Raw genomic sequence first — 24,112 nt, forward strand, 5'->3', positions numbered from 1 at the left:
CCTCCAAGTAATAGTGTAACATCCATGTGTGTATATGGTCTTTTTTACACTGTCTACCTAAAGGGGATAATATCAATCACTACGGTCCTTTTCTCGCTCTTATGCAAACACTATGACTGTGTAACTTTATTAGAAACAAGTAGTTTTTCAATACATATAGGTAACATATCTAATAACGTTTCAAATGCGTAATTTACGTCCAGACGCTCCGTCCATTGATGTGCATCTTTTCCTACTGGTCCCATATTTAATACTGGAACGTCAAACTCTTCTAATTCCTGAAGTGGAATCGAATAACCTTTATCCCATAATGGCATATTGTCTACAAGAGAACTCATTGAATCCAATGGGTTTTGTAAGCCCACATAGCTTAAATCTGAAATTCCTCCAAAATAATTTTGGTTTTCAAATGTAATGCTATGATTATAGTGGGCATACTTTTCCATTTCTACAACTACCTCTTTAATGAAAGGATTGTTGCGTGAACTCACAGCTGGATAGTATGGCGGCGCAAAGAAAAGTACAATCATTGGAGCCTTTTCTTTACATAAGATAGATAATTTGTCTACTAAATCAATAGTTACTGCACGATCATCTTTATCTTCTCTATTTTTTATAATATCGGATTGAATTTCATCTATTTTTTCTCTTCCATGTTGTTCAATTGCATAAGCGATAAGCTCTTCATACGTTAATACATTTACTTTAAGATTCGGCGGTATGAACGGATTATACTTAGAAAAATGATGCGCTCGCTCCTCATACGATTCTTCGATTTTCTCTGCTACTTTCGTTACTTTTTGGCGTAACAATGAAACTACATCTGTCATCGTTTTTTCAAGTAAAAACAAATTAAATAATGTGACTGCACGATGAGGAATTTGTACAGAATAATCCTCCTTTAAGTCTCTTTGCAGCAAGTTAGTTGGTGGAGGACTCGCTTCACCATCTACAATATCACAAAGGTCCGTATTCAACTCTAATTCAGCTGTTAATAATGCAGCCATATAGCTCCCATTTAATCCTGCAAAAGGTTCGCCTACATGTGTCTCTTTTCCATAGCAAAGGAAACCAGGTAACACCTTACCAATAGAACCAGTATAAATATACTTATTTTGGTCACCAGGATGCCTTGAAAACATAGGCTCTGAATTTAGAACCGTTTTATAATCTAAATCATGTTCTCTTGCTAAATCTAATAATCTCGGAACAGCAGCCCTCATCCCCACAGAGTTCACTTCTTCATCTGGAACAGCTAATAAAAGAACATTCCCATCAAATCTTCCTTCACAAGCTTGCTCAACCATAGCCATTTGTAAAGCTAGACCACATTTCATGTCCATTGTTCCTCTACCAAAGAGCCAATCTCCTTGTTCAATATCTTCACGTACATGATCTGGTAGCTCATCTTTATGAGAATAAAACATAGATGTTAATTTTTTAGGGTTAAATGCATCTTCTTTCCACACTCCATAATCTTGTACATCTACAACATCAAAGTGACTAACAAGAATTACAGTATTTTTCGTACTATCACTTTTCTTTACTAGGGCTGTAACAAAATATCGTCCATCCCCCGTCGGATTTTTTTGCAAATGATGCGGATTTTGTTTGAAATACGGTAAATCAGATAATTGTTCTACAACAAAGTCTGGCAATATAACTTCAGCTTCTGAACCTGTAATACTAGGAATTTCAACAAGATTGCTTAATAATTGAACCAATTGTTCTTTAGATTGCCACTTTGACATATAAATCCCCCTATTTTTCCGCATTATGAAAATCAATTCCAATATATGAATAAAAAATGACGACAGCTATCAAAATTATAATTCTGATGTACTGCCGATTTTTACTGATATTTCATGAGCTGCTTGTTTTACCTTACTAATAAGAAAAGATAGTCGATCATCATTAATTCGATGACTAATTAACCCAACACTTAATGCTCCTACTACTTTATGATTAAATCCTATAATAGGTGCAGCTACTGAAGCTGTCCCCTCTGTTTTTTCACCATAACTCACAGCATATCCTTCATTTCTTATCTGCTTTATTTGATCGAAAAGAATTTGCTTTTGTTCTGGTAAAGAAGAAAGTAAATGTTCTACAATGTGTTCCATTTCATTCGTGTTCATATTGGCAAGCATCGTTTTATTTGCGGCTCCAATCGAAAGTGGAATCTGCTCCCCTAAGTTATCGATAACTCGAATTTTTAAAGGGCTATCAATTCTTTCAATGATAATAGAATGTGTTCCATTTGGAATGTTCAAATAAACACTTTCTTCAACTTCTGAGGCCAAACGCTTCATCACTTCTCTTGCAACAGATCTGTAGTCTACCTTCTCCAATTGACGTAATCCTATTTCCATCCACATTGGTCCAATCTTGTACTGTTTTGTTTCTGAAATTTGCGTAACTAATCCATGCTCCATTAAAGAGTTCAGTAACCTATGTACTGTACTAACCGGGAGATGTGTTCTATCAGCTATATCAGAAATAGCCCAATACTCTTTTTCATTTGTAGAATTCAGTAACTTAATAATACCTATCGCTCGATCAATGGACTGTACCATAACTCGCCTCAACTTTACTTGTAGTATGTTTAGCCTAATTACCTATCAATTTATCAAAAATTCAAACTGAAATCAATTAATTTATTTAATTTTCTAAAAATAGAGATATAACACTATCAAAAAATGAAAACGCAAACAAAAAAATATTGACTTTTCTTTTTAATTATCTGAAAATTAGAACAAGATTTCACATCACGGAATACATTCCATAATACGGAAAAACATCAATTTTCATACTACCAATTATGAAAGTGAGGAAAACAATGACGCAAGTAAACAATACAAACAATGAATTAAAGCACACGATGAAAGGTAGACATTTATTCATGATTGCACTCGGTGGTGTGATTGGAACGGGGTTATTTAACGGATCTGGTTTTATTATAAGTCAAGCTGGACCTGGTGGATCCGTACTTGCCTTTATGGCCGGTGGATTATTAATGTATCTCGTTATGCTATGTCTTGGTGAGCTTGCTGTAGCAATGCCAGTTTCAGGTTCCTTCCAGAAATATGCCACTAAGTTCATCAATCCCGCAACTGGGTTTACCATCGGATGGTTGTATTGGCTAAGCTGGGCGAATACGACTGGTCTTGAATTTACCACTGCTGGTATTACAATGCAGCGATGGTTTCCTGATATTCCTGTCTGGGTTTGGTGTTTAATATTTGGTGTTACAATATTCACTATTAACGCATTATCCGCTCGTAGTTATGCAGAAACAGAATTTTGGTTCTCAAGTATAAAAGTATCTGCCATTATTGCTTTCATTATTCTTGGCGGCGCCGCTATGTTCGGCTTTATTGATTTAAAAGGAAACGAACCCGCTCCGCTTCTTTCAAATTTCGTAAATCATGGTGGTTTATTCCCAAATGGACTTGCCGCTATCTTATTAACAATGGTTACAGTCAATTATTCCTTCCAAGGTACAGAACTTGTTGGAATCGCAGCAGGTGAAAGTGAAGATCCAGGAAAGACTTTACCTCGCTTTATTAGAAATATAATATGGCGTACAATGTTTTTCTTCGTCTTAGCAATCTTTGTTCTCGTGGCCTTAATTCCTTGGGAAGAGGCAGGATTAACAAAAAGTCCGTTTGTTGCTGTATTTGATAATATAGGTATTCCATATGCAGCTGATATTATGAACTTTGTTATTCTTACTGCTGTTCTTTCTGTCGCAAACTCAGGACTATACGCTGCAACTCGAATGCTTTGGTCATTATCAAAAAATGATATGGCTCCAGCCTTTTTAAAGAAATTATCATCACGAGGGATACCTCTAAACGCTTTAATTTTGACGATAGCTCTATTTCTGCTTTTTCTCTTTTGACAAGCGTTGTAGCTGCTGAAACGGTTTACTTATGGCTGATTTCAATTTCTGGAGTCATTACAATTATTGTTTGGATGTCAATTTGTGCTTCTCAATTCTTTTTCCGTAAACATTATTTAGCCGAAGGTGGAAAATTGGAAAACTTAAAATTCAGAACTCCACTTTATCCTCTTGTCCCAATTCTCGGTTTTGGATTGTATGGCATTATATTAATAAGTCTTATCTTTATCCCAAGTCAAAGACTAGGAATCTATTGCACTGTACCATTTATCATCTTTTGCTACACCTACTATCACTTTAAGATTAAGAAAAGAATTGCTAATAACACTCATACAGAGACTAAAATTAGCGAAACTTCGTAATACTGTACTATATTTAAAAAACCGTACATTGCTTTTACTTTGTGATAAGAACCATAATTTTGCCGTTTGGCAAGCTTATGGTTCTTTTTATTTGCGGCAAACATATGCTTCCAGGATTTGAATAATATTTTTAATATCGCTTTTAAATAAAGTCACGGTGTTTATAAAAAAGGCGCGATGTTTTGTCCCTTTGGATCTGTTTATCTAAAGAGATGTTTTTATAGTGAAAAGAAGATCTGAACTGAAAGGCGGATTAAGAAACTGCTGAGTAGCAATAAAGTTACTCCACTAAAGGGCCAGATTGTTGAAGAACGTTTTCAGGCAATTAGATTATTCAAGTTTGAATAGATCATTGAGATTGCGAAGGTTTTCACCTAAACTGACGGGGCAGTAATACTCAATTAAAAATAATGGTAAAGTTAGTGAAAAGAAGAAGGATTGAAAATCGTATAGATTCATTCATTTTAATACATTTTAAGTTTTTGTTTGGCGAGGTATTTGAGAAGTAAGAATGATTTCATCAAAAAAACCATTGGAGCTCCAACCCGTTTTTATATGACTATTTTTCCAGACCCAATTTAACATCATAACAAATTACAAATAAACAGTCTATACTTTTGGTTAGATTTTTTATATAGTTTGATTGACAGCAAAACCTAAGAAAAGGGGTGTTATTCATTGAGAATCACTTGTCACCTTGATCAATCTGATTTACAGGAGTATATGCAAAAAGTCTTTGGTACCAGTTATTTGGTTTCTAGTGTAACGAAAATGCATGGCGGTGCACAAAAGATAGTCTATAAGATTGACTGCAGCAATGGATTTTCCTGCGTTCTGTATGTTTGGGATCTTACCATGAATTATTTTCAAGAAGAAATAGCAAACGGAGATATACATGAGCACTCCTATAGTAGTGATTTATTTGAATTAAATAACAAGTATTTAATCCAACAAGGAATTCAAACTCCCCTTCTATATGATCTGAATAAGGAAAGAAACCGTTATCCTTATGATTATGCTCTCGTTGAATATGTAAATGGACAAAAGGCAGAAGTTTATTTTCAACATTCCGATTCATGTGTTAAAGATAAAGTGTTTCAGCGGATAGGAGATATGCTGGCAGACATGCATGCCAACGAGAGACTTACTCATGGGAGAGCGAATCAAAGTGGGATCAACACGGAAAAATGTCATCACTTGCAAATGAAGAATGCAAAAAAAGATTTAGATTACGCATGCCAACATATTGACAGCATCAGGGCTAGTCATAGCAATCTACTCGATACATTGTACGAGCTTGAATCAAAAATTGAACCAAGAAGTCGTTATGGATTTATACATGGGGAACTCGGCCCTGATCATGTATTAATTAATGACAAACTAGAACCTTATTTGATTGATATCGAAGGCGCCGAGTTCTTTGATATTGAGCATGAGCACAGTTTTTTGCAGTTTCGATTTGGGGATTATTATCGATATTTAAAGAATGATACTCTCGACCCCAACAGGATGTTATTCTATCGATTCCATCATCATATATCCTTAACTTCAGGCGGGTTGAGATTGCTTCACAGAGGATTTCCGAATCAACAATTTGCAAAAGATCTAACCGATCACCATTCCCGTTGTGCACTGCGTTTTATTGAAGGTTGAACTTATGTCATTAAAAATTTAAAGATAGATAGGAGTTAAATACAATGATAAAAGGTTTCGGAGGAATATTTTGGAGAACTAAAAATCTTGATGTTATAAAAAAATGGTACAGTGAAGTGTTGAAGATTGAAATAGAAAATTGGAACGGGACTGTGATTAAACCCGAATTAGGAACTGAGACTATCTTTTCTTTCTTTGCCGAGAATGATAGTTATTTTCCTACAGAACAACAAGTGATGTTAAATTTCCAAGTACATAATCTAAACGAGACTATTCAGCATCTTGAACAAATTGGCGTACCTCTTGAAAAGAAAGAAGAGATTAGTGAATTTGGAAAGTTTATTTGGATTAAAGATCCTGAAGGTCGATTGATCGAACTTTGGGAGAAATAGCCGGTTGCAATCATTTACTATTAAGCTAACGAGTGCTTTAGTTCAATAAAAAAAGTTGATTCCTTTGAAGTGCACCTTCGTTTATTAGACACAGTCTAACAATCGGAGGTGCACTTTTTTATGGATTAAAACTTCTTAGTGTTGTAAATTCGCATTTTCCTGTGTGTTAGCTATTGATAACCCTCTTTCCTCCATCATTTGCACCAGGTTACGGAAGCTCAAATTGTACCGTAGATACCATCTTACTGTTAATAAGATTAGTTCAGGCTGATAATGCTTCCATTTAAACAAATTTTCCTTTTCCATACTTATCACGCACCTGTTTTAGAGTCATACTTTCAATATACCCAAGCTTAAGAGATTACTTGCAAGGGTCTTGAATTTTTCGCACCAGAACCATAAAAAGTCATCCTATTATTTCTAAAAATTGTATAAAAATATTGTCCCACACACAAGATTAAGTGGCCTTATATATCTAAATGAAAAAATAACCCATACTTCATTGACAATCACCTTAAATATCTGAATTTTCCATATATTAAAGGATATTACTCAAACAACCTCGAACATTGTAATAAATATACATAAGGAGGTTGATCTATTTTGTTTCGTTCATTTACAAATGGTTGTGTTGCCCTTGTGCAGCGTTTCTTGCCAGAACCGTTTATTTTATCATGTTTATTAACTGTTTTCGTTATCTTCTTCGGCATGTTTGCCACGCACCAAACACCGGTAGAAATGATTACGCACTGGGGTAATGGAATTTGGGGACTTCTCGCCTTTTCTATGCAAATGGCACTTGTACTCGTGACTGGATCTGCTTTAGCAAATGCCCCACTTATTAAAAAAGGATTAACGAAAGCAGCGAAACTACCGAAAACGAATGGCCAAGGTATTATCGCAATTTCAATTGTAAGTTTACTAGGAGCATACATAAACTGGGGATTTGGTATTGTTGTTTCTGTTTTATATGCAAAAGAAGTGGCCAGACAGTTAGAAGGATTAGATTATAGGTTAGCAATTGCTTCTTCCTACTCTGGATTTCTCATTTGGCATGCAGGCCTTTCTGCTTCTATCCCTCTTACGTTAGCAACTGGCGGCGAAACGTTAATAAAAACGACAGCTGGAAGTATTAAAGAAGCGATTCCGATAACAGAAACTTTATTCTCACCATACGCTCTCGTTCCAGTTATTATCTTTCTCATTACGATGCCTCTCATTAACCGGGCAATGCATCCAGATGAAAAACATACGATTACAGTAGATCCTAGCGTATTCCATGAAGAAGCTGCAGCTCAAGAAGTAGAGAAAAATACGTTCGCTGAAAAAATGGAAAATAGCATCATTATTACACTTTGCATCGGGTTATTAGGTCTTATTTATATTTTCAACTACTTTTATACGAAAGGCTTTAACCTTACACTTGATATCGTTATTTTTATGTTATTAATTGCAGGCCTTATTTTCCACCGTACTCCTATTCAATATATTCGCGCTTTCTCTGACTCAACTAAGAGTGCTTCAGGTATTTTACTTCAGTTTCCGTTCTATGCTGGAATTATGGGCATGATGATTGGAGTAAATAGTGAAGGGCTTTCGCTTGGAGGAGCTATTTCTACTTTCTTTATTAGTATTTCAAATGAAACCACATTCCCGCTCTTTACATTTTTAAGTGCTGGAATTGTTAATATTTTCGTTCCATCTGGAGGCGGTCAATGGGCAGTGCAAGCACCAATTATGATTCCAGCTGGCGCTGAACTTGGTGTACCTGCTGCGAAAACAGCGATGGCAATTGCATGGGGCGATGCTTGGACAAATTTAATTCAACCTTTCTGGGCATTACCGGCATTAGCGATAGCTGGTTTAGGCGCTCGTGATATTATGGGATTTTGTGTTGTTAACTTACTATATGCAGGATTTATCATTAGTCTATGTTTCTTATTTATTTAAACGAAAAGCTAGTTTTATACTAGCTTTTTTACATAATAAATCATTCGTTATCTATACAGCTTATTACCTTCCTCCACTCTACCTCTGCATGATTTAATGCTTCATATGTAAACAAATCTTCACACACTTTTTCAATCATATGAGGATTGTTCTTAAGGAAATTCCACTGCAATACTTTAGGAAGAAAATATGTTTCATATTCTTTACTTCCCTTTATTACCTCATCAACTTCTCTTTCACAAATCCCTCTTATTAAATAATCATTTCTTAATTGTATCTGAATTTGTTTTAACGTTTCACTACACTTCTTCAATTGGACTAAACACTTAATATACGTACGAAAAAGTTCGTCATCATAATTGCAACAATTTATAATACGATCGATTTCATTCATAAATTAAATCTTCCCTTTCTTTAACAGCTTCTCTACGATTTGCACATTTTTCGAACTTTGTAACAAACGATTTAATACTGTTAGTAACTCTTCTTTTTCTAAACCTTTCAATTGCTCTTTAACTGTACTCTCACCAGCACCTTGGATTTCATACACAACTGCCGCCATATGTTTACAATAATTTTCATAAGGACACTCACAGCTACTTTCTGCAAAATCTTCAAGATCAATAATCACTTCATAATTCCCTGCATTTCCAGTAACGAACGCAAATACTTTCTTGTCGTGTATTTCAACATCTTCTACATGTCCCTCTTCATAATATTCATATCCTCTATCTATAATGTACTTTGGAATCCATTTCATTATATCTTTTAATAAGTAAGCGTACATAACAACACCTCTTCCTCTAATTCCCTTTTGACTTCCAAAATCCTGCATGTTATTCTAATAACTGTCAAGTAGCGAGTCTACGTGACAAAACGACTGACACCTATTCGGCGGAGGTGTCTCTTTTCATTTGCAGCCGATATGAAGTGCCTCTTTCAGGCACATTCAATCTTTGACACTACACACTCAACACCATTCCCTTGTATCAGGCTGCTTTAGCAGTCTTTTACGCTACATACTTTGTTATTTCAAGAAAAAAAGAGAGCCTAGCTCCCTTTTCCCGCTTTATAAAATACCCCTTTTTCAGCATAGCGATATTCATCATCAGCTAAAGTAATTTTTCCATCCAGTTTGAGTTCATCTAATAGTCTTGATAAATAAAATTGATGTAACATTTTTTTAGTGAATTTTCCTTCATGATGCGAAACGATATGTTCTTGAATATCTAACAATGATATTGGCTTATCTTGCTCTATCATATATTCATAAACTGTACTACGCAGTTTTACGTATTTTTCGAGTGTCACAGTACTTCGCAACCCCTTTCTTCTTATTATATGTTTTCGTAATCGGTTTTTTTGCAACAAAAAAACCTCTCCGATAAGAAGAAGTTACGTATATCTTCGTCTTATCTCCCAGAACAAATATGTTCTGCTGGAATTAGCACCTGCATCGCGGTTGCTGGGTTTCATCGGGCCAGTCCCTCCACCTCTCTGGATAAGAAAATATTCACTTTAAATTTTACTATACGTAATTTTATTGTAATTGTCAAATAAATATAATAAATTATATTTTCTTCTTTATTGTTCATACTACAAAAAGATGTACAAAAGGAGGCTACTACATTGCAAAAGAACGCTCGTGGGTACGTACAAGATTCATTTCAATCATTACAAGAAGCGAAACATTGTTTAGAAGATGCATTACAAACTGTTGAAGAAGATTTTAATCGCGCACGTATTGAACAATCACTTTACGCTGTAGAACAAGCATTACAAAGATGTGATTATACCGTTCATATTTTAGAACAAGAATGAAAAATCCCCATCAAAAGATGGGAATTTTTTTCAAATGGCATACTTCATCATTATTACCGTTATTATTAAAAATATACAGAATTAACAATTTCTAAAATCCCTACTTTTAATATAGAAATCTTTTTACCATACAACATAATGGCCCGAATTAAACTTGGTACAAATATGAGTGAACACCATGGATTTATAGTAAATACGATTACTGTTAATACAATATGATACCCCCAAGATATAAAACGATACTTCGGATTATTTTTTTCACGAATCATCGTTTTCACATAAAAGGTACTTCCTAAAAAATATAGAAATGAAATAAGCGCAATGAATAATGCTGTTTTATCTATGAATTTCATGGAGAAATAATAACTTATTAAACCACCTATACAAAACACAATAATCGCGCAAATGTCATTTAGTAATGCTCGTTCATTTTTCCGACGAGCGTAATACATATTTACAATAAACAATGGAATCATTAATACTGCGAATAAAAGAATTCGCCATTCATATAATAAAGAAATCACTCCACATACAAATGCAATGATAAAATAAACAATTGCAGCGTGTAGAAATTCTTTTTTTCGTCTTTGCCTTATGTACATGAGAAATGGATAAGTAGCTAGATAGATAAAGAACCAGGCTAAAAACAATGGGATATGATAAAAAGTAGGTTTACCAAGTAATACACTTAATAGAAATGGTATGACAAGCATCGCCCATGCTCCATGTTGCTTCGGAATAACTAACTTCATTAACTATACACCTCCCTCTTGAAAATAGTTTTCACCTACTATTATACAAATAAATTCATATAATAACGGACATATATTGAATCTATTTTTTGACAATAAAAAATGCTCCTTACAATATGTAAGAAGCATGAAAGAGGCAAACGAATATGTAAGTCGCGACCCTACCTTATATGAGTATGCTTTTCTATGTCACGTTATGCTCATCTAATATACCGTATTTCTTTTTAAATCTTGTGAGGATCGTAATCCATGACGTACTAAATAACAGAAGGAAAATAACATTCGATATCGCATGACTAAGATCGAAAGAAAAACTTGCGACATAGTAAGCAATAACTGTTTCCCACGTTGCTTCCTGTATAAAACCAAGAAGACCCCAAAAATTCATAATCCAGCCAAATAGAAATCCAACGGCAAATCCGTACAACAGTCTTCCCCACAGTTTTTTCATTAAAAATGTATTACGTAATAGTCCTGCTATAAACCCGATCATGCCCCAAGAGAACATTTGCCACGGCGTCCACGGACCTTGTCCTAAAAAAATATTAGATACAATAGCCGCCGTTGCCCCAATCATAAAGCCAGTTTCACTCCCAAAAACAATTGCAGAAACGATAATGACAAAAGAAGTCGGTTGTACACTTGGTAAAATAGAAAATGGTACCCGGCTAACCGCTGCAATCGCGGCTAACACAGCAACGATAACAATTTCACGTGAAACAAACGCCTTCCTTTCAAAACGAACATAGAAAGGTAACATAATGACAGCTAATAAAAACAAACTACTTACCATGTAATACCCGTCCATAATAAAAGTCGTAAAGAGTAGTGTACATATTACAACAGCAAAAATAAATATTATGAATGCAACATATCGTTTGGACACGCTTCGTACACATCCTCCCACGTTAATGCAAACGGCAACTCTCTACGGATGAATCGATTAATAGATGTTGTATAAAAGAAGTTACCACTAAAGAACTCTTTCGGTGCATCATTCATAATGACTTTCCCGTCAAATAACATCATGCACTGATCAACGTATTTCGCTGCAAACTCAATATCATGCGTTGCCATTACAATTGTTGTACCTTCTTTTTGCAGCTGTTTAAATAGCTCTCCTACTCTTTCCTTTTTCCATGGATCTAGTCCCTTTGTCGGCTCATCGAGTAATAATAAAGTTGGCTTTGATAATAACGTTGTACATAATGCGAGTAATTGTTGCTCTCCGCCGCTACAATCATGTGGATGGCGCTCTTTAAGTGAATCTAACCAGAACTTTTTCAACATTTCTTCTGCTATTGTTTTTCCCTCTTCACCATATAATTCACGCGCACGCTCATAAACCTCTTCCCATACTGTATCAAAAGTAAAATGATAGTACGGATGTTGCGATACGTACCCTATACTTTTAAATCGTTCTTTCGAATCAATTTTATGTACCACTTTCCCATTCCACTTTACCTTACCTCTTCTAGCTTTTTGCAATCCTGCTAAAATCGTTAACAGTGTAGACTTCCCGGTTCCGTTTTTCCCAACTAGAGCTGTCCATTTTCCCTTTTCGATGTTCACTGTTAAATCACGTAAAATAAGTGGACTACTTTTTTCATATTGAAAAGATATATGTTCTGCACTTAAAATTACTTCTTGCTTTTCACATTGTTCTACTTGCCCATTCCTATATGATATCGCTGAAAAATCATTCATTTTCATTTGTGCTTCTCGCACTGTAAATGGAATCTCTTTCACATTCCACTCTAAAAACAATCTTGGAATTTGCGGAATGAATGGACGAAACTTTTCTACTTCCCACATGTTCGCTATCACATTTTTAGAAGTACCATCATAAATGATTCTGCCATTATCCATACAAACAACGCGTGTTGCGAGCGGTATAACTTCATCTAAACGATGTTCACTTAAAACAATCGTAATTCCAAGTTCTTCATTAATACGCTTTAACAATCCCAAAAACTCTTTCGCAGCAATCGGATCTAGCTGCGCTGTCGGTTCATCCAGTAATAGTAACTTCGGCTGCATAACTAATACTGCTGCTAAATTTACTAGTTGTTTTTGACCACCAGATAAAGTATGGACAGATTGATGTAACAAATCTTGAGAACCTAAAAAGCTAATGAGTTCCGCTATTCTTTTTTGAATAATATGTGATGGGAGCCCGATATTTTCTAAAGAGAATGCTAATTCTTGAATAACTGTATCCATTACGAGCTGATTTTCTGGATTTTGAAATACCATACCAATTTCTTGTGCAGATAATAAATCAGGTACATCTTCTAATAAAGCACCATCATAATATGTATGCCCAGAACGCGTGCCAATTGGAAGTAACTCCTTTTTAAAATGCTTTAATAAAGTTGTCTTCCCAGAACCTGAACCGCCAGCAAGTACTATAAATTCTCCTTTTTGAACAGAAAGAGAAATATGCTGTAACGCGTATTCATTTTCATCAGTATATATAAATGATAAATTCTTTATTTCTGTATGCGCCACCATATCCATTCCCTTCCTTCCATTACAATCGGTAAACTAATAAACATCATAAATAGGAAAAACATCATTCCATCATATTGCTGGAATAGTATTGATTCCACTTTCGGATAAATGATCAATTTCCCTCCGCCATAATAACTAAATATGAATGAGGCTATAAATAGAATACTTAAATAACTTAGCGTGTACCAATCGCGTCTTTCCATTCTATACCGAATATAAGTCGTACGTTTCGTTACACCAAATCCACGAGCTTGCATAGAATCTGCTGTTTGTAGTGCATCTTCTAACGAACAAACTAATAACACTTGCAGTAATTTCATCCCATTTTTTATACGCTCAATGAGTGAACCTGAATCTAATTGCACACCTTTCGTTTTTTGGACGAGTGTAATTTTCTTTAATCGCCTAATAAACAAAGGAACGAACCGTACTGTAATCATCGTTAACAATGCAACTTTCGGTGAAATTCTTGAAAATAAATATAAAAATTTATGACTCGAAATAATATCGTTATAAGAAGCAAACGTAAACATAATCGCAACTAATAATAATCCCATAACAAGTCCATACATACAGGCCTCAAGCTTAATCCGGCTATCTCCTAACCAGAATAAAGTAGTTGCACCTCTATGTGTTAATAAAGAATTAAATAAAATTACCATAAGAAAGAAAACGATTGTACCCGGTAACATCTTTCTTATCTTTTCGCTATTCCCTTGCATGATATTTATAATAACGATTAGTATAATCGCTCCAATTAAAAAAAGAGGATGAAGACACATCATACATAGTATCATCACCCCAATATAATAGAAAAAATTAACAAAAGGATGTAAAGAAGAAAAGCTTATTTTCATAGTCCTTTACCGAAGATCCTTTCCTATTTTAATACAAACACCCACTCGATTGTATCGCCTGGTTTTACTTTAACTACACCAGCACTATAGTTTGGAAAAGCACCGTTCACACGATATTTCCAGCCACTAGTAGCAGTAATATCTTTCTCGTATAAATCATTAATACCTTTTACATAAATATCACCTTTAGAGCCCATTGCATCAATCTCTAATCCTGTGCCCGTTAGCACACTGTAAACTGTGTCGCCTTCTTGTACATCAACCTTTTTCGCACCTAATAAGTATCCTTCATGACCTTTTACGGAGATAGTAACTTGTTTCGATTGCGGTTTCGGTACTGGTACTGGATCTGGTTTTTGTGGTTCAGGAGTTGGTACTGCCGGAGTCGGTATCGTTTTCTCCTCTTTATTCGGATCTTCCTTTTGCTCCTGCTTTGGTGTTTCTTTCGGCTGATTAACAACCTTTGCTTCTTCTTTTACTTCTGGCGCTTTCTGTTGCTGGGGTTTCTCTTCTTGTACTTTTTGTTGCTCTGGTTGTTTATTTGCAGCAGGCTGTTCCTTTGGTTTCTCTTCTTTCTTTACTTCAGGTTGTTCCTGCGCTTTTTCTTCTTTCGGTTTCTCTTCTACTTTTTGTTCTTGTTTATCTTTCTGCTCTTCTTGTTGTTTCTGTTCCGGTTCAGCTTGCTTCTCTTCCGGTTTCGGTACATCTTTTTGTTCTTCCTGTTTCGCTACTTCTTTTTGCTCTTCTTGCTTCGGTTCTGCCTTCTTCTTAGGTTTTACAGCCGTTTCTTCACATCCGGCTAATAATCCCAATGAAAGAACTAAAGAAATGAACCATTTCATCTTACTCATGCTGTCCCTCACCCTTCATATTAAAGTGAAACTTTAATGAGTGGAGATTTTGTTCATCCCCACTCATTATTAGCCCTCACTTTTATAATAAAATTAGGAGCAAATGATTGCTCCTAATTTTTGTTAAGCTGCTTTACGTCTCCATAATACATATGCAGAAGCGATACATAATACACCCATACCTACTTGTGTTGCTGCACTATGAGAAGATGCTCCTGTTTGTGGTAATTGATTCTTATTCTTGTTTGTTTCTTTATTAACTCGTTCGTTATCTACAACAACTTTTAGATTTTCATCTTTTGGTTGTTTTTGTAACTCTTCTTGTTGTTTCGGCTGTTCTACAACTTCTTTTTCTTCTACAGTTGTCTCTGGCTCTACAATTGGTTTCGTATCAATTTCATTCTCTACTACATTTGACCAATCATAAATCGATTTCCCGAGATCTTTAAACTGAAGTAACGCTAAAAATGCTTGCTCTGTAGCCATTCCGCTACCTTTTTGATCACTTGGTAACCATTTGAACTCACCATTTGGAAGCTGGTATGACATTAAATTTTGTACTGCTTTATTAAGACGATCGTGATCTACATCTTTAACTAGCGATAGTCCAATAATTGCTTGTGCAGTACTATTAGAATTCTCTTGTCCATCAGCGGCAAAACCACCATTACCTAGCTGCTGCTTGTATAAATAATCAACAGCTTTTTGAATAGCTGGCTTTACATCTGCTTGATCTTGATAAGGAGCTAATGCTGCTAATACCATACTTGTTACATCAACGTTACTAGCACTTTCTTTACTACTTGAACTATCATATGTCCAGCCACCGTCTGTATGCTGCGCTTGTAAAAGTGCTTGTACTAAAGCAGCTCGATTCCATTTTGCTTCGGCCGGAATCTCATATTTCTTTGTATCTAATGCAAGTAATGTAAATGCGTATCCTGTAACAGAATTCACTTTATCTGATTCAAATAAATTTTGTACTAAATTTTGTCCCTCTACCTTTGTAGGATCAACATTCATTGCATTCATCATAATAATCGTTCTAGCTAAATCTGTTGCTGAAAAACGATTTAAACGCTTCTTAACCTTTTCAGCTACTGGCTTAACATAGTTTATTTTCGTTTCAAGCGGAACATTTACACCTGAACGAGCAAGTCCAATCGCAACCCAATCACTACCAATTCCATCTTGTAACATCTTTTCTGACGTTTTAGAAATCGCTTCGTTTAATTGTGCTGCTGGAATTTCGACTTTTTCTTGCTTTGGTTGTTCTGTTACTTTATCTTCTGGTTTACCATCTGGCTTTTCTGTTTTCGGTTCTTCTGGCTTACCATCTGGCTTTTCTGTTTTCGGTTCTTCTGGTTTATCATCTGGCTTTTCTGTTTTCGGTTCCTCTGGTTTACCATCTGGTTTTTCTGTTTTCGGTTCCTCTGGTTTTGGCTCTTCTACAGTTTTACAAGTGCCAAATTTATCTAACGTTTGTTGCAACGTTTGTTGACTCATATTGCTCCAGTCTGCAACGTAACGAAATGCAACAACATCCCCAGACTCTAATTTATAACTATCCGCCCCAACTTCTGCAGATTTATCATTTACATCATACAACCAACCGCTCGTTGCTCCGGCCATTAATCCATCGATGCCCTTTATATACATTCCAAATGACATACTTTCAGATGTTACTTTGTCACCCATAACTTTTTGTAACAAACTAAAAGCTGTTTCTCCATCTTCAATGGAAACTTCTTTTGGACATAACATAATTCCTTTTTGTGATTCACCAATAATTGCAAGTTTCGCTGTCTTTCCTTCAGCAAACGTAATATGTACTGTATTCGCAAAAGAAACAAATACAAGTGCCACTGCCATTAATGATGTAAGCAGCCATTTCTTTAACATTGCCATCCCAAAATTCCCTCCCTTTACTAACATTCACACAAAAAAAGACCCTTTAAGGGTATGCGGTTGACACTCTCTTTTTGTAAGTGTCGAACAAAAATGTACAACACCTCCTACCCGCATTATTCGCGGCTATATTTGTATAGGAAAAATAATTTCGTTTATGAACGCACCATTGTGATAACATTCACTTTTCTAGGCAAAATTTACTCCCTTTTCAAGTTATCCCGCTATTCGCCGAGCAGTAAGACCCCCACCTCAAATTCAGCGAAAGCAAAGAAGTTAGGTGGGGATCAACTGCCCGTAAATGCCCGATTGGTGAAGGCTAATAATCAGTGGGGATGAACAAAATCCCCACTGATTAAAGTTTCACTTTATCGTAAAAAGATAAACCTATACATTCTGCAAATTTTGATTTTCTGTATTATTTTACTATTGACAAAGAATTTTGTCCATGATTTATCAGATTTATTTTCTAAGAATAATAGCTAAATAAGCTTCCATTAATAGAAGTCATCCCGCACTATGTAAGCTTTTATCACTAACAATAATCCCATCTTCATCTACATAAACATATTCATTCGGCTTCCATTCAACTTCACCAAATTGCACCGGAATATTTCTTTCTCCTTTTCCTTCTTTTACACTTCTATTTGGCATTGTCCCTAACGCTACAATACCAATATTAATATTTTTTAATTCACTAGAATCACGAACATACCCATTTACAATAATTCCTGCTAAGTTTCTTTCTTCCGCAATAGCTGCTAAATTATCCCCGAGTAACGCACAATTTTTAGAAGCTCCACCATCAACAACTAATACTGTTCCTTCCGGCAGTGTTTGTAACCCCTCTTTTACTAGTACATTATCATCCTTCACTTTTACCGTTGCAATTTTCCCATAGAATTGTTCTTTCTTCCCATAAGATTGAAAAGACTGGCGACATATTTGTAATTTCTGTTCAAATTCATCACATAGATCCGTAGTTTTCCACATCTCTTTCCCTCTTTTCCTTTTCTTTTATATTACATATTCTTGGATTTTTTTCGTTTCCCTGTCTAATGTTGCAAGAATTTGTATGTGCAGAAAAAGGATAGAAAAACTATTGCCTTAAGAAGCCACCTTTATTATAATCTATTTCACAGATAAATTTCACAATATTAAAAATTAACCAGGTGAAAAAGGAGGGGTTTTATGCAATTACAGACCGAGGTAAAAAAACAGCCGAGTAAACGAAAGTTTAAAATGCCTGACGCGTACGTACTACTATTTTTTATCGCCTTACTTTGTGCCATTGCTACATATTTCGTTCCTGCTGGAGAATTTAAAAGAGTTACAAACGGTACTGTTACAACGACAATACCAGGGAGTTATCATTCTGTTCCACAATCGCCGGTAGGGTTTGTTTCTTTTTTTACCGCTATTGAAAAAGGAATGACACTTGCTGCTCCGATCATCTTCTTAATTTTATTTACAGGTGGAGCTATTGCGATTCTTGAAAAAACAGGTGCTCTTGACGGTTTAATCTATCATGTGATTAACAAATTTCGTAATCAGCAATTACTTTTCATTTGCATTGTCGCCGCACTCTTTTCTATTCTCGGCACGACTGGCATTATCGTTAACTCAGTTATTGGCTTTATCCCCATCGGCATCATCGTTGCACGCACATTAAAATGGGACGCTATCGTCGGCGTAGCAATTATTTATTTAGGCACTTATGCTGGTTTTAATGCTACTATTTTATCTCCCTCACCTTTAGGCATTTCACAAAAAATCGCAGAACTTCCGATGTTTTCAGGGATTGGTTTACGCACAGCAATCTATATCTCTTTTTTAATTGCCACCATTTTATATATTAATTGGTACGTAAAACGTTTGAAAAAATCGAATAAAAGAAGCATTCTCGGTGACAACTGGTTTCCAAGTAATGCTCTTTCAAGTGAGAAAGAAGTTGAGAAAACTGAAGTTCCTTGGACAATACGTCATAAATTAATTTTACTCGTTTCGGCTTTATCATTAATTGTATTTTTAATAGGCGCTTTTCGTCTACATTGGACAGACGCAGAAATGACCGCTACTTTTATTTTCATAGCAATTACAGCAGGAATAATAGGTGGTATGAAAGCAAACGATATCGCTTCTACTTTTCTAGCAGGCTGCCAAAATCTCATATACGGTGCTTTGATCGTCGGAATGGCTCGTTGTATTTCAGTCATTTTAGAACAAGGCAAATTACTTGATACAATCGTTAATCAACTCGCACAGTCTCTCGAAGGACATAGCCCTGTATTTGGCGTTCTCGGCATGTATGTAAGTAGTGCCGCATTACATTTCCTCATTTCATCCGGGACAGGAGAATCTGTTATTTTCATTCCGATATTAGCTCCATTAGCCGATTTCATGCATATTACACGCCAAGTTACAGTACAGGCTGTTATGCTTGGAGAAGGTGTAGTGAACTGCCTCAATCCAACTTCCGGTGTTTTAATGGGCGTTCTCGCAGCGAGCGGCATTTCTTATGGAAAATGGATTCGCTTCATGGCTCCACTTGCATTCATTTGGTTTATCATTGGACTTATTTTTCTTATTGTTGGCGTGAATATTGAGTGGGGACCGTATTAAAAGACTCATATAAAAATCACTTATTCTAGTATAGATATAAACAGGGATTGATCATAGTGATCAATCCCTTCTCTCAAAGTAAAATACCTTTAAATATTTTAATTCCAAATTTTATTTACCCATTCCGGATGATCAATAAAAGGATTACGATTATGTTGATATTTCGTAAAAATCACTTCATTACGCTTTCGCTCTAAATCATCTACCGGGTCTTGTTCATTCCATTTTAGTAAAACGGATAGTTTACCCATGTATGGATCTTTATTGTTATTCACCTTTTCATTTAATTCTAAGTCTATTTCGCCGTTGTCTCCTTCATAACGAACAGCCATGTAAAATAGCATTCTAGCGATATCTCCTTTTACACTATCACGAGGTTCCCAAGAATCACTATCGTACTTACATTCTGTCGCTTCTGAATGATTCACACCACCATTATCAAAATCCAGATTTCCACGTGAGCTATTTACAGATACATCCGTCGCTCTTAAATGATGCAAATCTGTTCCAGCTCCTGCAGCCGTTCCAAAATCACCGTGTGATTTTGCCCAAACATGCTCTCGGTTCCAATTATCAACTCCTGAACCATTCGTAAGTTTCCCTTGCGAACGCCCAGTATATAAGAGTAGCACATTGTTTTTATTATTTGGATCTTCATCAGTATCTCTTAGTGCTTCCCAAACCGCACTGTATGATAACTTTGTATGATCATCAATAATATTATGAAGTTCCTTCTTTAATTCTAAACCCATTTTTCCTATTGCATTATTATAATATGTATCGTCATAGCTTTTTACAATAATCTCTTGTGGTGATGCAGAAGCTACTTCACCGTGTATGATATCTGTGAATGATAGAGATGCAGTACCTAAAATAAAAAATGAAGATAGTGTAACCATAGCAAGCCTTGTATTTCTAAACTTCATATACCCATTTCCCCTTTAAAATATAATTTGAAGCTATTAACTAAAAAATGCTTTCTAGCCCCCAAAAACTTTTAGAAAGCCATACCCATCCTTTTCTTTTTATTTAATACAAAACTCTATTGAGTCTGTATTATTTCCACACTTTTTGTTTATCTACTTTTCACAAGGAATATCCTTCTCTAGTAAAGATTATTAAAATATTCTTTACAATTAAAAAGTAGTTTAATGTTAACTTATAAATTTCAATTTTTTTATGCAATTATGCATATTTGATAAATCGTTCGACTTTTCTTTTTTCTATAACTGTCTTTATTTTTTGTGTAAAACCCTTCTTCCTCTGTAGAATAAGTACAAAAATAGATTGGATACCATGTAAGGCACCAATCTATTTTAATTAAAGAAACTTTGGTAATTCTGAGTTCACAACACATTGTGCAGTAATGATAACATTTTTATATTGAGACAGAACTACTACTATTTATTTGGCATCGAATCTATATATTTTTTAACTACTTCATATACATATTCTTGATTTGCCGCTGCTGTATTCGGGTTGTATTTTCCGCCGTTTGTTTTATTGTTAGATAATACTCGAATTCCTAAAAATGGTACGTCATAAGCTTTTGCGATTTGCGCTGCGGCAGCGCCTTCCATTTCTTCTACAGATGTACCGTATTTTGTATGGAACCACTTAATTCTATCAACTTCATTATTCCAAACGTCTGCTGAACCTATCGTACCTTCCACCACTTTACCTTTTGTATACTTGTCTTTTACTGCATTAGCTGCTGCAAGTAAATCCTTATCTCCCTCGTAGTATCGGATTTTCTCAGCATTTGGATCTTCTCCTGCACTCCCTTCAGAAGCCATTAAGTCCATAGATATCCATTTTGCCGGCTCAATCCCTTGGTTCTCATCCATATTTGTTGTTTTTAATGAACCTATATTCGCGACTTTCTTTCCTAAAACAATATCAAATACATTTAAATTAGGATCATGTCCACCTGATGTTCCTTGGTTAATAATCGCTATAGGCTTATATTTTTCAATAGCCACTGCTGTAGCGGCTGCTGTATTTTCCATTCCTTTACCTGTTTTCGCAACGATTACAGGATAATTATCTACAGTTCCTTTATAAAATACAAAACTCCCAGATTTTTCTTCTTTCACATTTTTTAACCTTTTTGCAAATTTTTCAGCTTCTATTGGCATTGGGCCTTGAATTAAGATAGGGTTTTGATTGCTTTTTGCCTCAGCTACTTGTTTTGGACTAGCATTACATCCTGCAAGTATTGCGAATGACAATGCGATAGTAGTTGCTAGGGAAGCATATTTTTTTAACGGGTTTTTCTTCATAAATAATCTCCTCTTTCTCTTGTTGTTTCATATACTCGGAGTTTTGGTCCAAAGAAAAAAGCTCTAGAAATTGTAGAAAAATCTCTACTTTCTAGAACTACGGTAGTCAAAGTTAATTAAGCAAAAGATGAGGCCAATGCTAAATTATAGATCGGTAGCGGCTCAATACACCGAACGACCGAATACTTTAACCCGTAGTCCAGTTCTTTCATTGGGAACTAGGTAGAAACGCTCGGACCATATTACCGAGTATATACGAGTGATGATGTGTAAAATTATTATATTGGTAATATATCAAACTTTTAGTGTGCACGCAATCTAAATGTGAACATTTTCAATGAAAATAATAAAAATGTTCGTTTTTAAAACTTAAATAGTTAGGATTTTTCATTCCTAAATGGATAACGACGCTAAAAAACTCATAACCCATATACTAAACTAGATTAACCTACAACAACCGATCTTTTACAGACAATTACTCTACCTTTTCAGCGTTTGAGGCATTTATTACTACATAATTCGGTATTGTCGCAACGAGTTGTATTAAATGTTGGTACATACTAATTTGCATCATTTCATTCGCCTTCTCAGTATTTCCAAGCATTTGATACGCTTGTGCGATTAAATCTTCCTCTGGAAAATTAGGTCGTATCGTTTCGCCAAGTAATTGAAGCACCTCATTTGGTCTATTGAGTATAAGATAGCAAGTTGCTTGAAACGATGCCGCCTCTTTCACAAGAGAAACATCATCACTTTCTTCCTGCACTCGGCTAAAGAGAGACATTGCCTCTTCTAAAATTTCAGTTCTTTTATCCGTATCCTCTGTTAACATATGGTGGTTAATAAAAAGTAGTCCCATTTGAATTAATAATGGAAAACAAGAATAATATTTTTTTGTCACTTCCCTGCACTCCATCATTACTTCATCAAACGGTTCTTCACTAAAAGCTTCCGCTAGTCTATGATATAAATTTTTAATATCTTCCTGTTCCAGTTGCGGTGTATAACAGATTAATTCATCTATACTTATGTTAAAGTACGATGCTAACAGTGGCAAAAATGTAATATCCGGATAACTCTGCCCAGTCTCCCATTTGGAAACAGATGCTTTCGTAATACCGATATACGCCGCTAACTCTTCCTGTGTAATTCCCTTTTCTTTTCTCTTATCCGCAATAATTTTATGAATCTGAATCTCTCTCACTGTATCACCTCATACTTTTATTATATGTTCTTTCTTCCACACAAAATATGGATTTAGAGTCGACTTTCGTTAACAAAATCAACTGTTAGGAAACATCTCTCTAAAATCAAAGGCAGGAACATATTTGATATGTTCCTGCCTTTTTATTGTGGGGTACCGATACATAGCCATCTAACTAAGATTTTGAAGTGCTTCAAAATCAAAACTTGCATCTCACCACAGTTTTCTATGAGAATCCAGTGAACAGCTTATTTACATAATTTTCGATTATCGGAATTCAATGTATCTAAAAATTTATAAAAATGCTTTCCAGATCGCTTAGCTGGAGGGCATTCTTTGTTCACATGATTCTCGATATAAGAAATGAATAAATAGGATCTTAACATTAGCTCCCGTTATCAGTAATTGGATAACTACTTAAAACCGAAAAGGAATTTGCCAATTTTTTTGCAAAACTTAATGGTGGTTCAACAGATTGGATATGAATATACATAATCAATGGTTTCATATATAACCAATGATTATGTAAGGCGCTAACAATAATCCCTTGTTGAACAATTGATTGTATAAATAAAGGAATTTCTTCTTGTAAAATAGCAATTTCTCCAAAGTTCAACGCATTGCCACTTTGATCTAACGATTCAAAAGATAGCCCAACCGGTATCACTGAGGTGCTTGGTCGTCCTTGAACAAACACTTTAATATTACGACGCAAGGAGACAGAACAAACACCCTGATTTATGTTGCTTTTTCCATTAAGAATTTTAGCAAATTGCTCACAAAGGAAATTAAGGTTGTTCATAAATCTGATGCCCCTTTCTTATCAGATAAAAGTTACTTCATAAGTATTAATACTTATGAAGTAACTTTTATATAAGTAATTTAAGAAATTCCCATAAAGAAAAGACACCCTAAGGTGCCTTCCTTCAACTTGAACCACTTTAATTTTAATAAGGGGTACCGCCACACATCCATCAACTTAACGTATATTTTTATACAAAATGCGGTCTTTCCACGTAGTTTTTTATTATCTTGTATAG

Annotated in this window: 19 protein-coding genes, 4 pseudogenes and 2 riboswitches; of the genes and pseudogenes, 6 read left to right on the top strand and 17 right to left on the bottom strand. The window is 35.2% G+C overall.

The features are described from left to right. Positions 1–110 precede the first annotated feature (110 nt). Positions 111–1,751, bottom strand: coding sequence for a M20/M25/M40 family metallo-hydrolase (locus SB773_RS28590; protein ID WP_410593557.1), 1,641 nt, complete (start codon positions 1,749–1,751; stop codon positions 111–113). Between the two features lie 75 nt (positions 1,752–1,826). Next, complete coding sequence (locus SB773_RS28595; protein ID WP_002128249.1) at positions 1,827–2,576, bottom strand: IclR family transcriptional regulator; 750 nt, start codon at positions 2,574–2,576, stop codon at positions 1,827–1,829. 263 nt (positions 2,577–2,839) lie between these two features. Between SB773_RS28595 and SB773_RS28600 the strand changes: the two are divergent. From SB773_RS28600 to SB773_RS28610, 3 genes and pseudogenes are all read left to right on the top strand, one after another. Continuing rightward, a pseudogene (locus tag SB773_RS28600) lies at positions 2,840–4,266 on the top strand (amino acid permease). 723 nt (positions 4,267–4,989) lie between these two features. Then, complete coding sequence (locus SB773_RS28605; RefSeq protein WP_410593578.1) at positions 4,990–5,919, top strand: phosphotransferase; 930 nt, start codon at positions 4,990–4,992, stop codon at positions 5,917–5,919. A gap of 44 nt (positions 5,920–5,963) precedes the next feature. Then, positions 5,964–6,311: a VOC family protein gene (locus SB773_RS28610; RefSeq protein WP_002033235.1), complete on the top strand. Its 348-nt coding sequence runs from the start codon at positions 5,964–5,966 to the stop codon at positions 6,309–6,311. 162 nt (positions 6,312–6,473) lie between these two features. Here the strand turns inward: SB773_RS28610 and SB773_RS28615 are convergent. After that, a pseudogene (locus tag SB773_RS28615) lies at positions 6,474–6,617 on the bottom strand (IS6 family transposase); the annotation flags it as partial. 297 nt (positions 6,618–6,914) lie between these two features. Here SB773_RS28615 and SB773_RS28620 point away from each other — a divergent pair. Next, positions 6,915–8,261 carry a short-chain fatty acid transporter gene (locus tag SB773_RS28620; protein ID WP_410593560.1) on the top strand — a complete coding sequence of 449 codons (1,347 nt, stop codon included), beginning with the start codon at positions 6,915–6,917 and terminating at the stop codon, positions 8,259–8,261. 40 nt (positions 8,262–8,301) lie between these two features. On the opposite strand, the gene SB773_RS28625 is transcribed toward SB773_RS28620, so the two are convergent. The 3 genes from SB773_RS28625 to SB773_RS28635 all read right to left on the bottom strand — a co-directional run bounded on the left by SB773_RS28625 (position 8,302) and on the right by SB773_RS28635 (position 9,632). Continuing rightward, a complete protein-coding gene (locus SB773_RS28625) occupies positions 8,302–8,655 on the bottom strand; it encodes a group-specific protein (protein ID WP_060750702.1) in 354 nt (117 codons plus the stop codon). A 3-nt stretch (positions 8,656–8,658) separates the two neighbouring features. Then, entirely contained in the window at positions 8,659–9,096 is a 438-nt protein-coding gene (locus SB773_RS28630) for an SWIM zinc finger family protein (protein ID WP_410593562.1), read from the bottom strand. Positions 9,097–9,311: 215 nt separating this feature from the next. Continuing rightward, the gene (locus tag SB773_RS28635; RefSeq protein WP_002110869.1) at positions 9,312–9,632 is read right to left on the bottom strand and encodes a hypothetical protein; all 321 of its coding nucleotides are present in this window, start codon (positions 9,630–9,632) and stop codon (positions 9,312–9,314) included. Positions 9,633–9,670: 38 nt separating this feature from the next. Next, positions 9,671–9,769, bottom strand: a riboswitch (SAM riboswitch). Between the two features lie 121 nt (positions 9,770–9,890). On the opposite strand from SB773_RS28635, the gene SB773_RS28640 reads away from it, so the two are divergent. Continuing rightward, complete coding sequence (locus tag SB773_RS28640; RefSeq protein ID WP_002110871.1) at positions 9,891–10,082, top strand: hypothetical protein; 192 nt, start codon at positions 9,891–9,893, stop codon at positions 10,080–10,082. A gap of 30 nt (positions 10,083–10,112) precedes the next feature. On the opposite strand, the pseudogene SB773_RS28645 reads toward SB773_RS28640, so the two are convergent. The 7 genes and pseudogenes from SB773_RS28645 to rraA all read right to left on the bottom strand — a co-directional run bounded on the left by SB773_RS28645 (position 10,113) and on the right by rraA (position 17,957). Then, a pseudogene (locus SB773_RS28645) lies at positions 10,113–10,834 on the bottom strand (YwiC-like family protein). Between the two features lie 184 nt (positions 10,835–11,018). After that, positions 11,019–11,720, bottom strand: coding sequence for an ECF transporter S component (locus tag SB773_RS28650; protein ID WP_088031816.1), 702 nt, complete (start codon positions 11,718–11,720; stop codon positions 11,019–11,021). Then, entirely contained in the window at positions 11,693–13,354 is a 1,662-nt protein-coding gene (locus SB773_RS28655) for an ABC transporter ATP-binding protein (protein WP_410593564.1), read from the bottom strand. The genes SB773_RS28650 and SB773_RS28655 overlap by 28 nt, the downstream gene beginning before the upstream one ends. Further along, complete coding sequence (locus tag SB773_RS28660) at positions 13,327–14,205, bottom strand: energy-coupling factor transporter transmembrane component T (protein ID WP_410593566.1); 879 nt, start codon at positions 14,203–14,205, stop codon at positions 13,327–13,329. Before SB773_RS28660 ends, SB773_RS28655 begins: the two co-directional genes overlap by 28 nt. A 23-nt stretch (positions 14,206–14,228) precedes the next feature. Continuing rightward, the gene (locus SB773_RS28665) at positions 14,229–15,056 is read right to left on the bottom strand and encodes a DUF4430 domain-containing protein (protein WP_410593568.1); all 828 of its coding nucleotides are present in this window, start codon (positions 15,054–15,056) and stop codon (positions 14,229–14,231) included. Between the two features lie 123 nt (positions 15,057–15,179). After that, complete coding sequence (locus tag SB773_RS28670) at positions 15,180–16,964, bottom strand: DUF4430 domain-containing protein (protein WP_410593570.1); 1,785 nt, start codon at positions 16,962–16,964, stop codon at positions 15,180–15,182. Positions 16,965–17,471: 507 nt separating this feature from the next. Next, a complete protein-coding gene (gene rraA, locus SB773_RS28675) occupies positions 17,472–17,957 on the bottom strand; it encodes a ribonuclease E activity regulator RraA (protein WP_410593572.1) in 486 nt (161 codons plus the stop codon). Positions 17,958–18,155: 198 nt separating this feature from the next. Between rraA and SB773_RS28680 the strand changes: the two genes are divergently transcribed. Continuing rightward, a complete protein-coding gene (locus tag SB773_RS28680; protein WP_410593574.1) occupies positions 18,156–19,586 on the top strand; it encodes a YfcC family protein in 1,431 nt (476 codons plus the stop codon). A 98-nt stretch (positions 19,587–19,684) separates the two neighbouring features. Here SB773_RS28680 and SB773_RS28685 read toward each other — a convergent pair whose 3' ends face one another. From SB773_RS28685 to SB773_RS28700, 4 genes and pseudogenes are all read right to left on the bottom strand, one after another. Beyond that, entirely contained in the window at positions 19,685–20,512 is an 828-nt protein-coding gene (locus SB773_RS28685) for an endonuclease I family protein (protein ID WP_085311928.1), read from the bottom strand. 474 nt (positions 20,513–20,986) lie between these two features. Next, entirely contained in the window at positions 20,987–21,868 is an 882-nt protein-coding gene (locus SB773_RS28690; RefSeq protein WP_088031821.1) for a 5'-methylthioadenosine/S-adenosylhomocysteine nucleosidase, read from the bottom strand. Between the two features lie 175 nt (positions 21,869–22,043). Then, positions 22,044–22,147, bottom strand: a riboswitch (purine riboswitch). 199 nt (positions 22,148–22,346) lie between these two features. Further along, positions 22,347–23,072, bottom strand: a pseudogene (locus SB773_RS28695) (helix-turn-helix domain-containing protein); the annotation flags it as partial. Positions 23,073–23,457: 385 nt separating this feature from the next. Further along, a complete protein-coding gene (locus SB773_RS28700; RefSeq protein ID WP_001061492.1) occupies positions 23,458–23,874 on the bottom strand; it encodes a DUF1259 domain-containing protein in 417 nt (138 codons plus the stop codon). Between the last annotated feature and the right edge of the window lie 238 nt (positions 23,875–24,112).

The organism is Bacillus sp. SIMBA_074 (genome assembly GCF_046534555.1).
Lineage (GTDB): Bacteria > Bacillota > Bacilli > Bacillales > Bacillaceae_G > Bacillus_A > Bacillus_A mycoides.

Excerpts from the sequence above, each read along its gene's own strand:
- SB773_RS28590 (WP_410593557.1), bottom strand. The coding sequence starts at position 1,751 with ATGTCAAAGTGGCAATCTAAAGAACAATTGGTTCAATTATTAAGCAAT.
- SB773_RS28595 (WP_002128249.1), bottom strand. The coding sequence starts at position 2,576 with ATGGTACAGTCCATTGATCGAGCGATAGGTATTATTAAGTTACTGAAT.
- SB773_RS28605 (WP_410593578.1), top strand. The coding sequence starts at position 4,990 with ATGCAAAAAGTCTTTGGTACCAGTTATTTGGTTTCTAGTGTAACGAAA.
- SB773_RS28610 (WP_002033235.1), top strand. The coding sequence starts at position 5,964 with ATGATAAAAGGTTTCGGAGGAATATTTTGGAGAACTAAAAATCTTGAT.
- SB773_RS28625 (WP_060750702.1), bottom strand. The coding sequence starts at position 8,655 with ATGAATGAAATCGATCGTATTATAAATTGTTGCAATTATGATGACGAA.
- SB773_RS28630 (WP_410593562.1), bottom strand. The coding sequence starts at position 9,096 with ATGCAGGATTTTGGAAGTCAAAAGGGAATTAGAGGAAGAGGTGTTGTT.
- SB773_RS28655 (WP_410593564.1), bottom strand. The coding sequence starts at position 13,354 with ATGGATATGGTGGCGCATACAGAAATAAAGAATTTATCATTTATATAT.
- SB773_RS28660 (WP_410593566.1), bottom strand. The coding sequence starts at position 14,205 with ATGAAAATAAGCTTTTCTTCTTTACATCCTTTTGTTAATTTTTTCTAT.
- SB773_RS28665 (WP_410593568.1), bottom strand. The coding sequence starts at position 15,056 with ATGAGTAAGATGAAATGGTTCATTTCTTTAGTTCTTTCATTGGGATTA.
- SB773_RS28670 (WP_410593570.1), bottom strand. The coding sequence starts at position 16,964 with ATGGCAATGTTAAAGAAATGGCTGCTTACATCATTAATGGCAGTGGCA.
- rraA (WP_410593572.1), bottom strand. The coding sequence starts at position 17,957 with ATGTGGAAAACTACGGATCTATGTGATGAATTTGAACAGAAATTACAA.
- SB773_RS28680 (WP_410593574.1), top strand. The coding sequence starts at position 18,156 with ATGCAATTACAGACCGAGGTAAAAAAACAGCCGAGTAAACGAAAGTTT.
- SB773_RS28685 (WP_085311928.1), bottom strand. The coding sequence starts at position 20,512 with ATGAAGTTTAGAAATACAAGGCTTGCTATGGTTACACTATCTTCATTT.
- SB773_RS28690 (WP_088031821.1), bottom strand. The coding sequence starts at position 21,868 with ATGAAGAAAAACCCGTTAAAAAAATATGCTTCCCTAGCAACTACTATC.
- SB773_RS28700 (WP_001061492.1), bottom strand. The coding sequence starts at position 23,874 with ATGAACAACCTTAATTTCCTTTGTGAGCAATTTGCTAAAATTCTTAAT.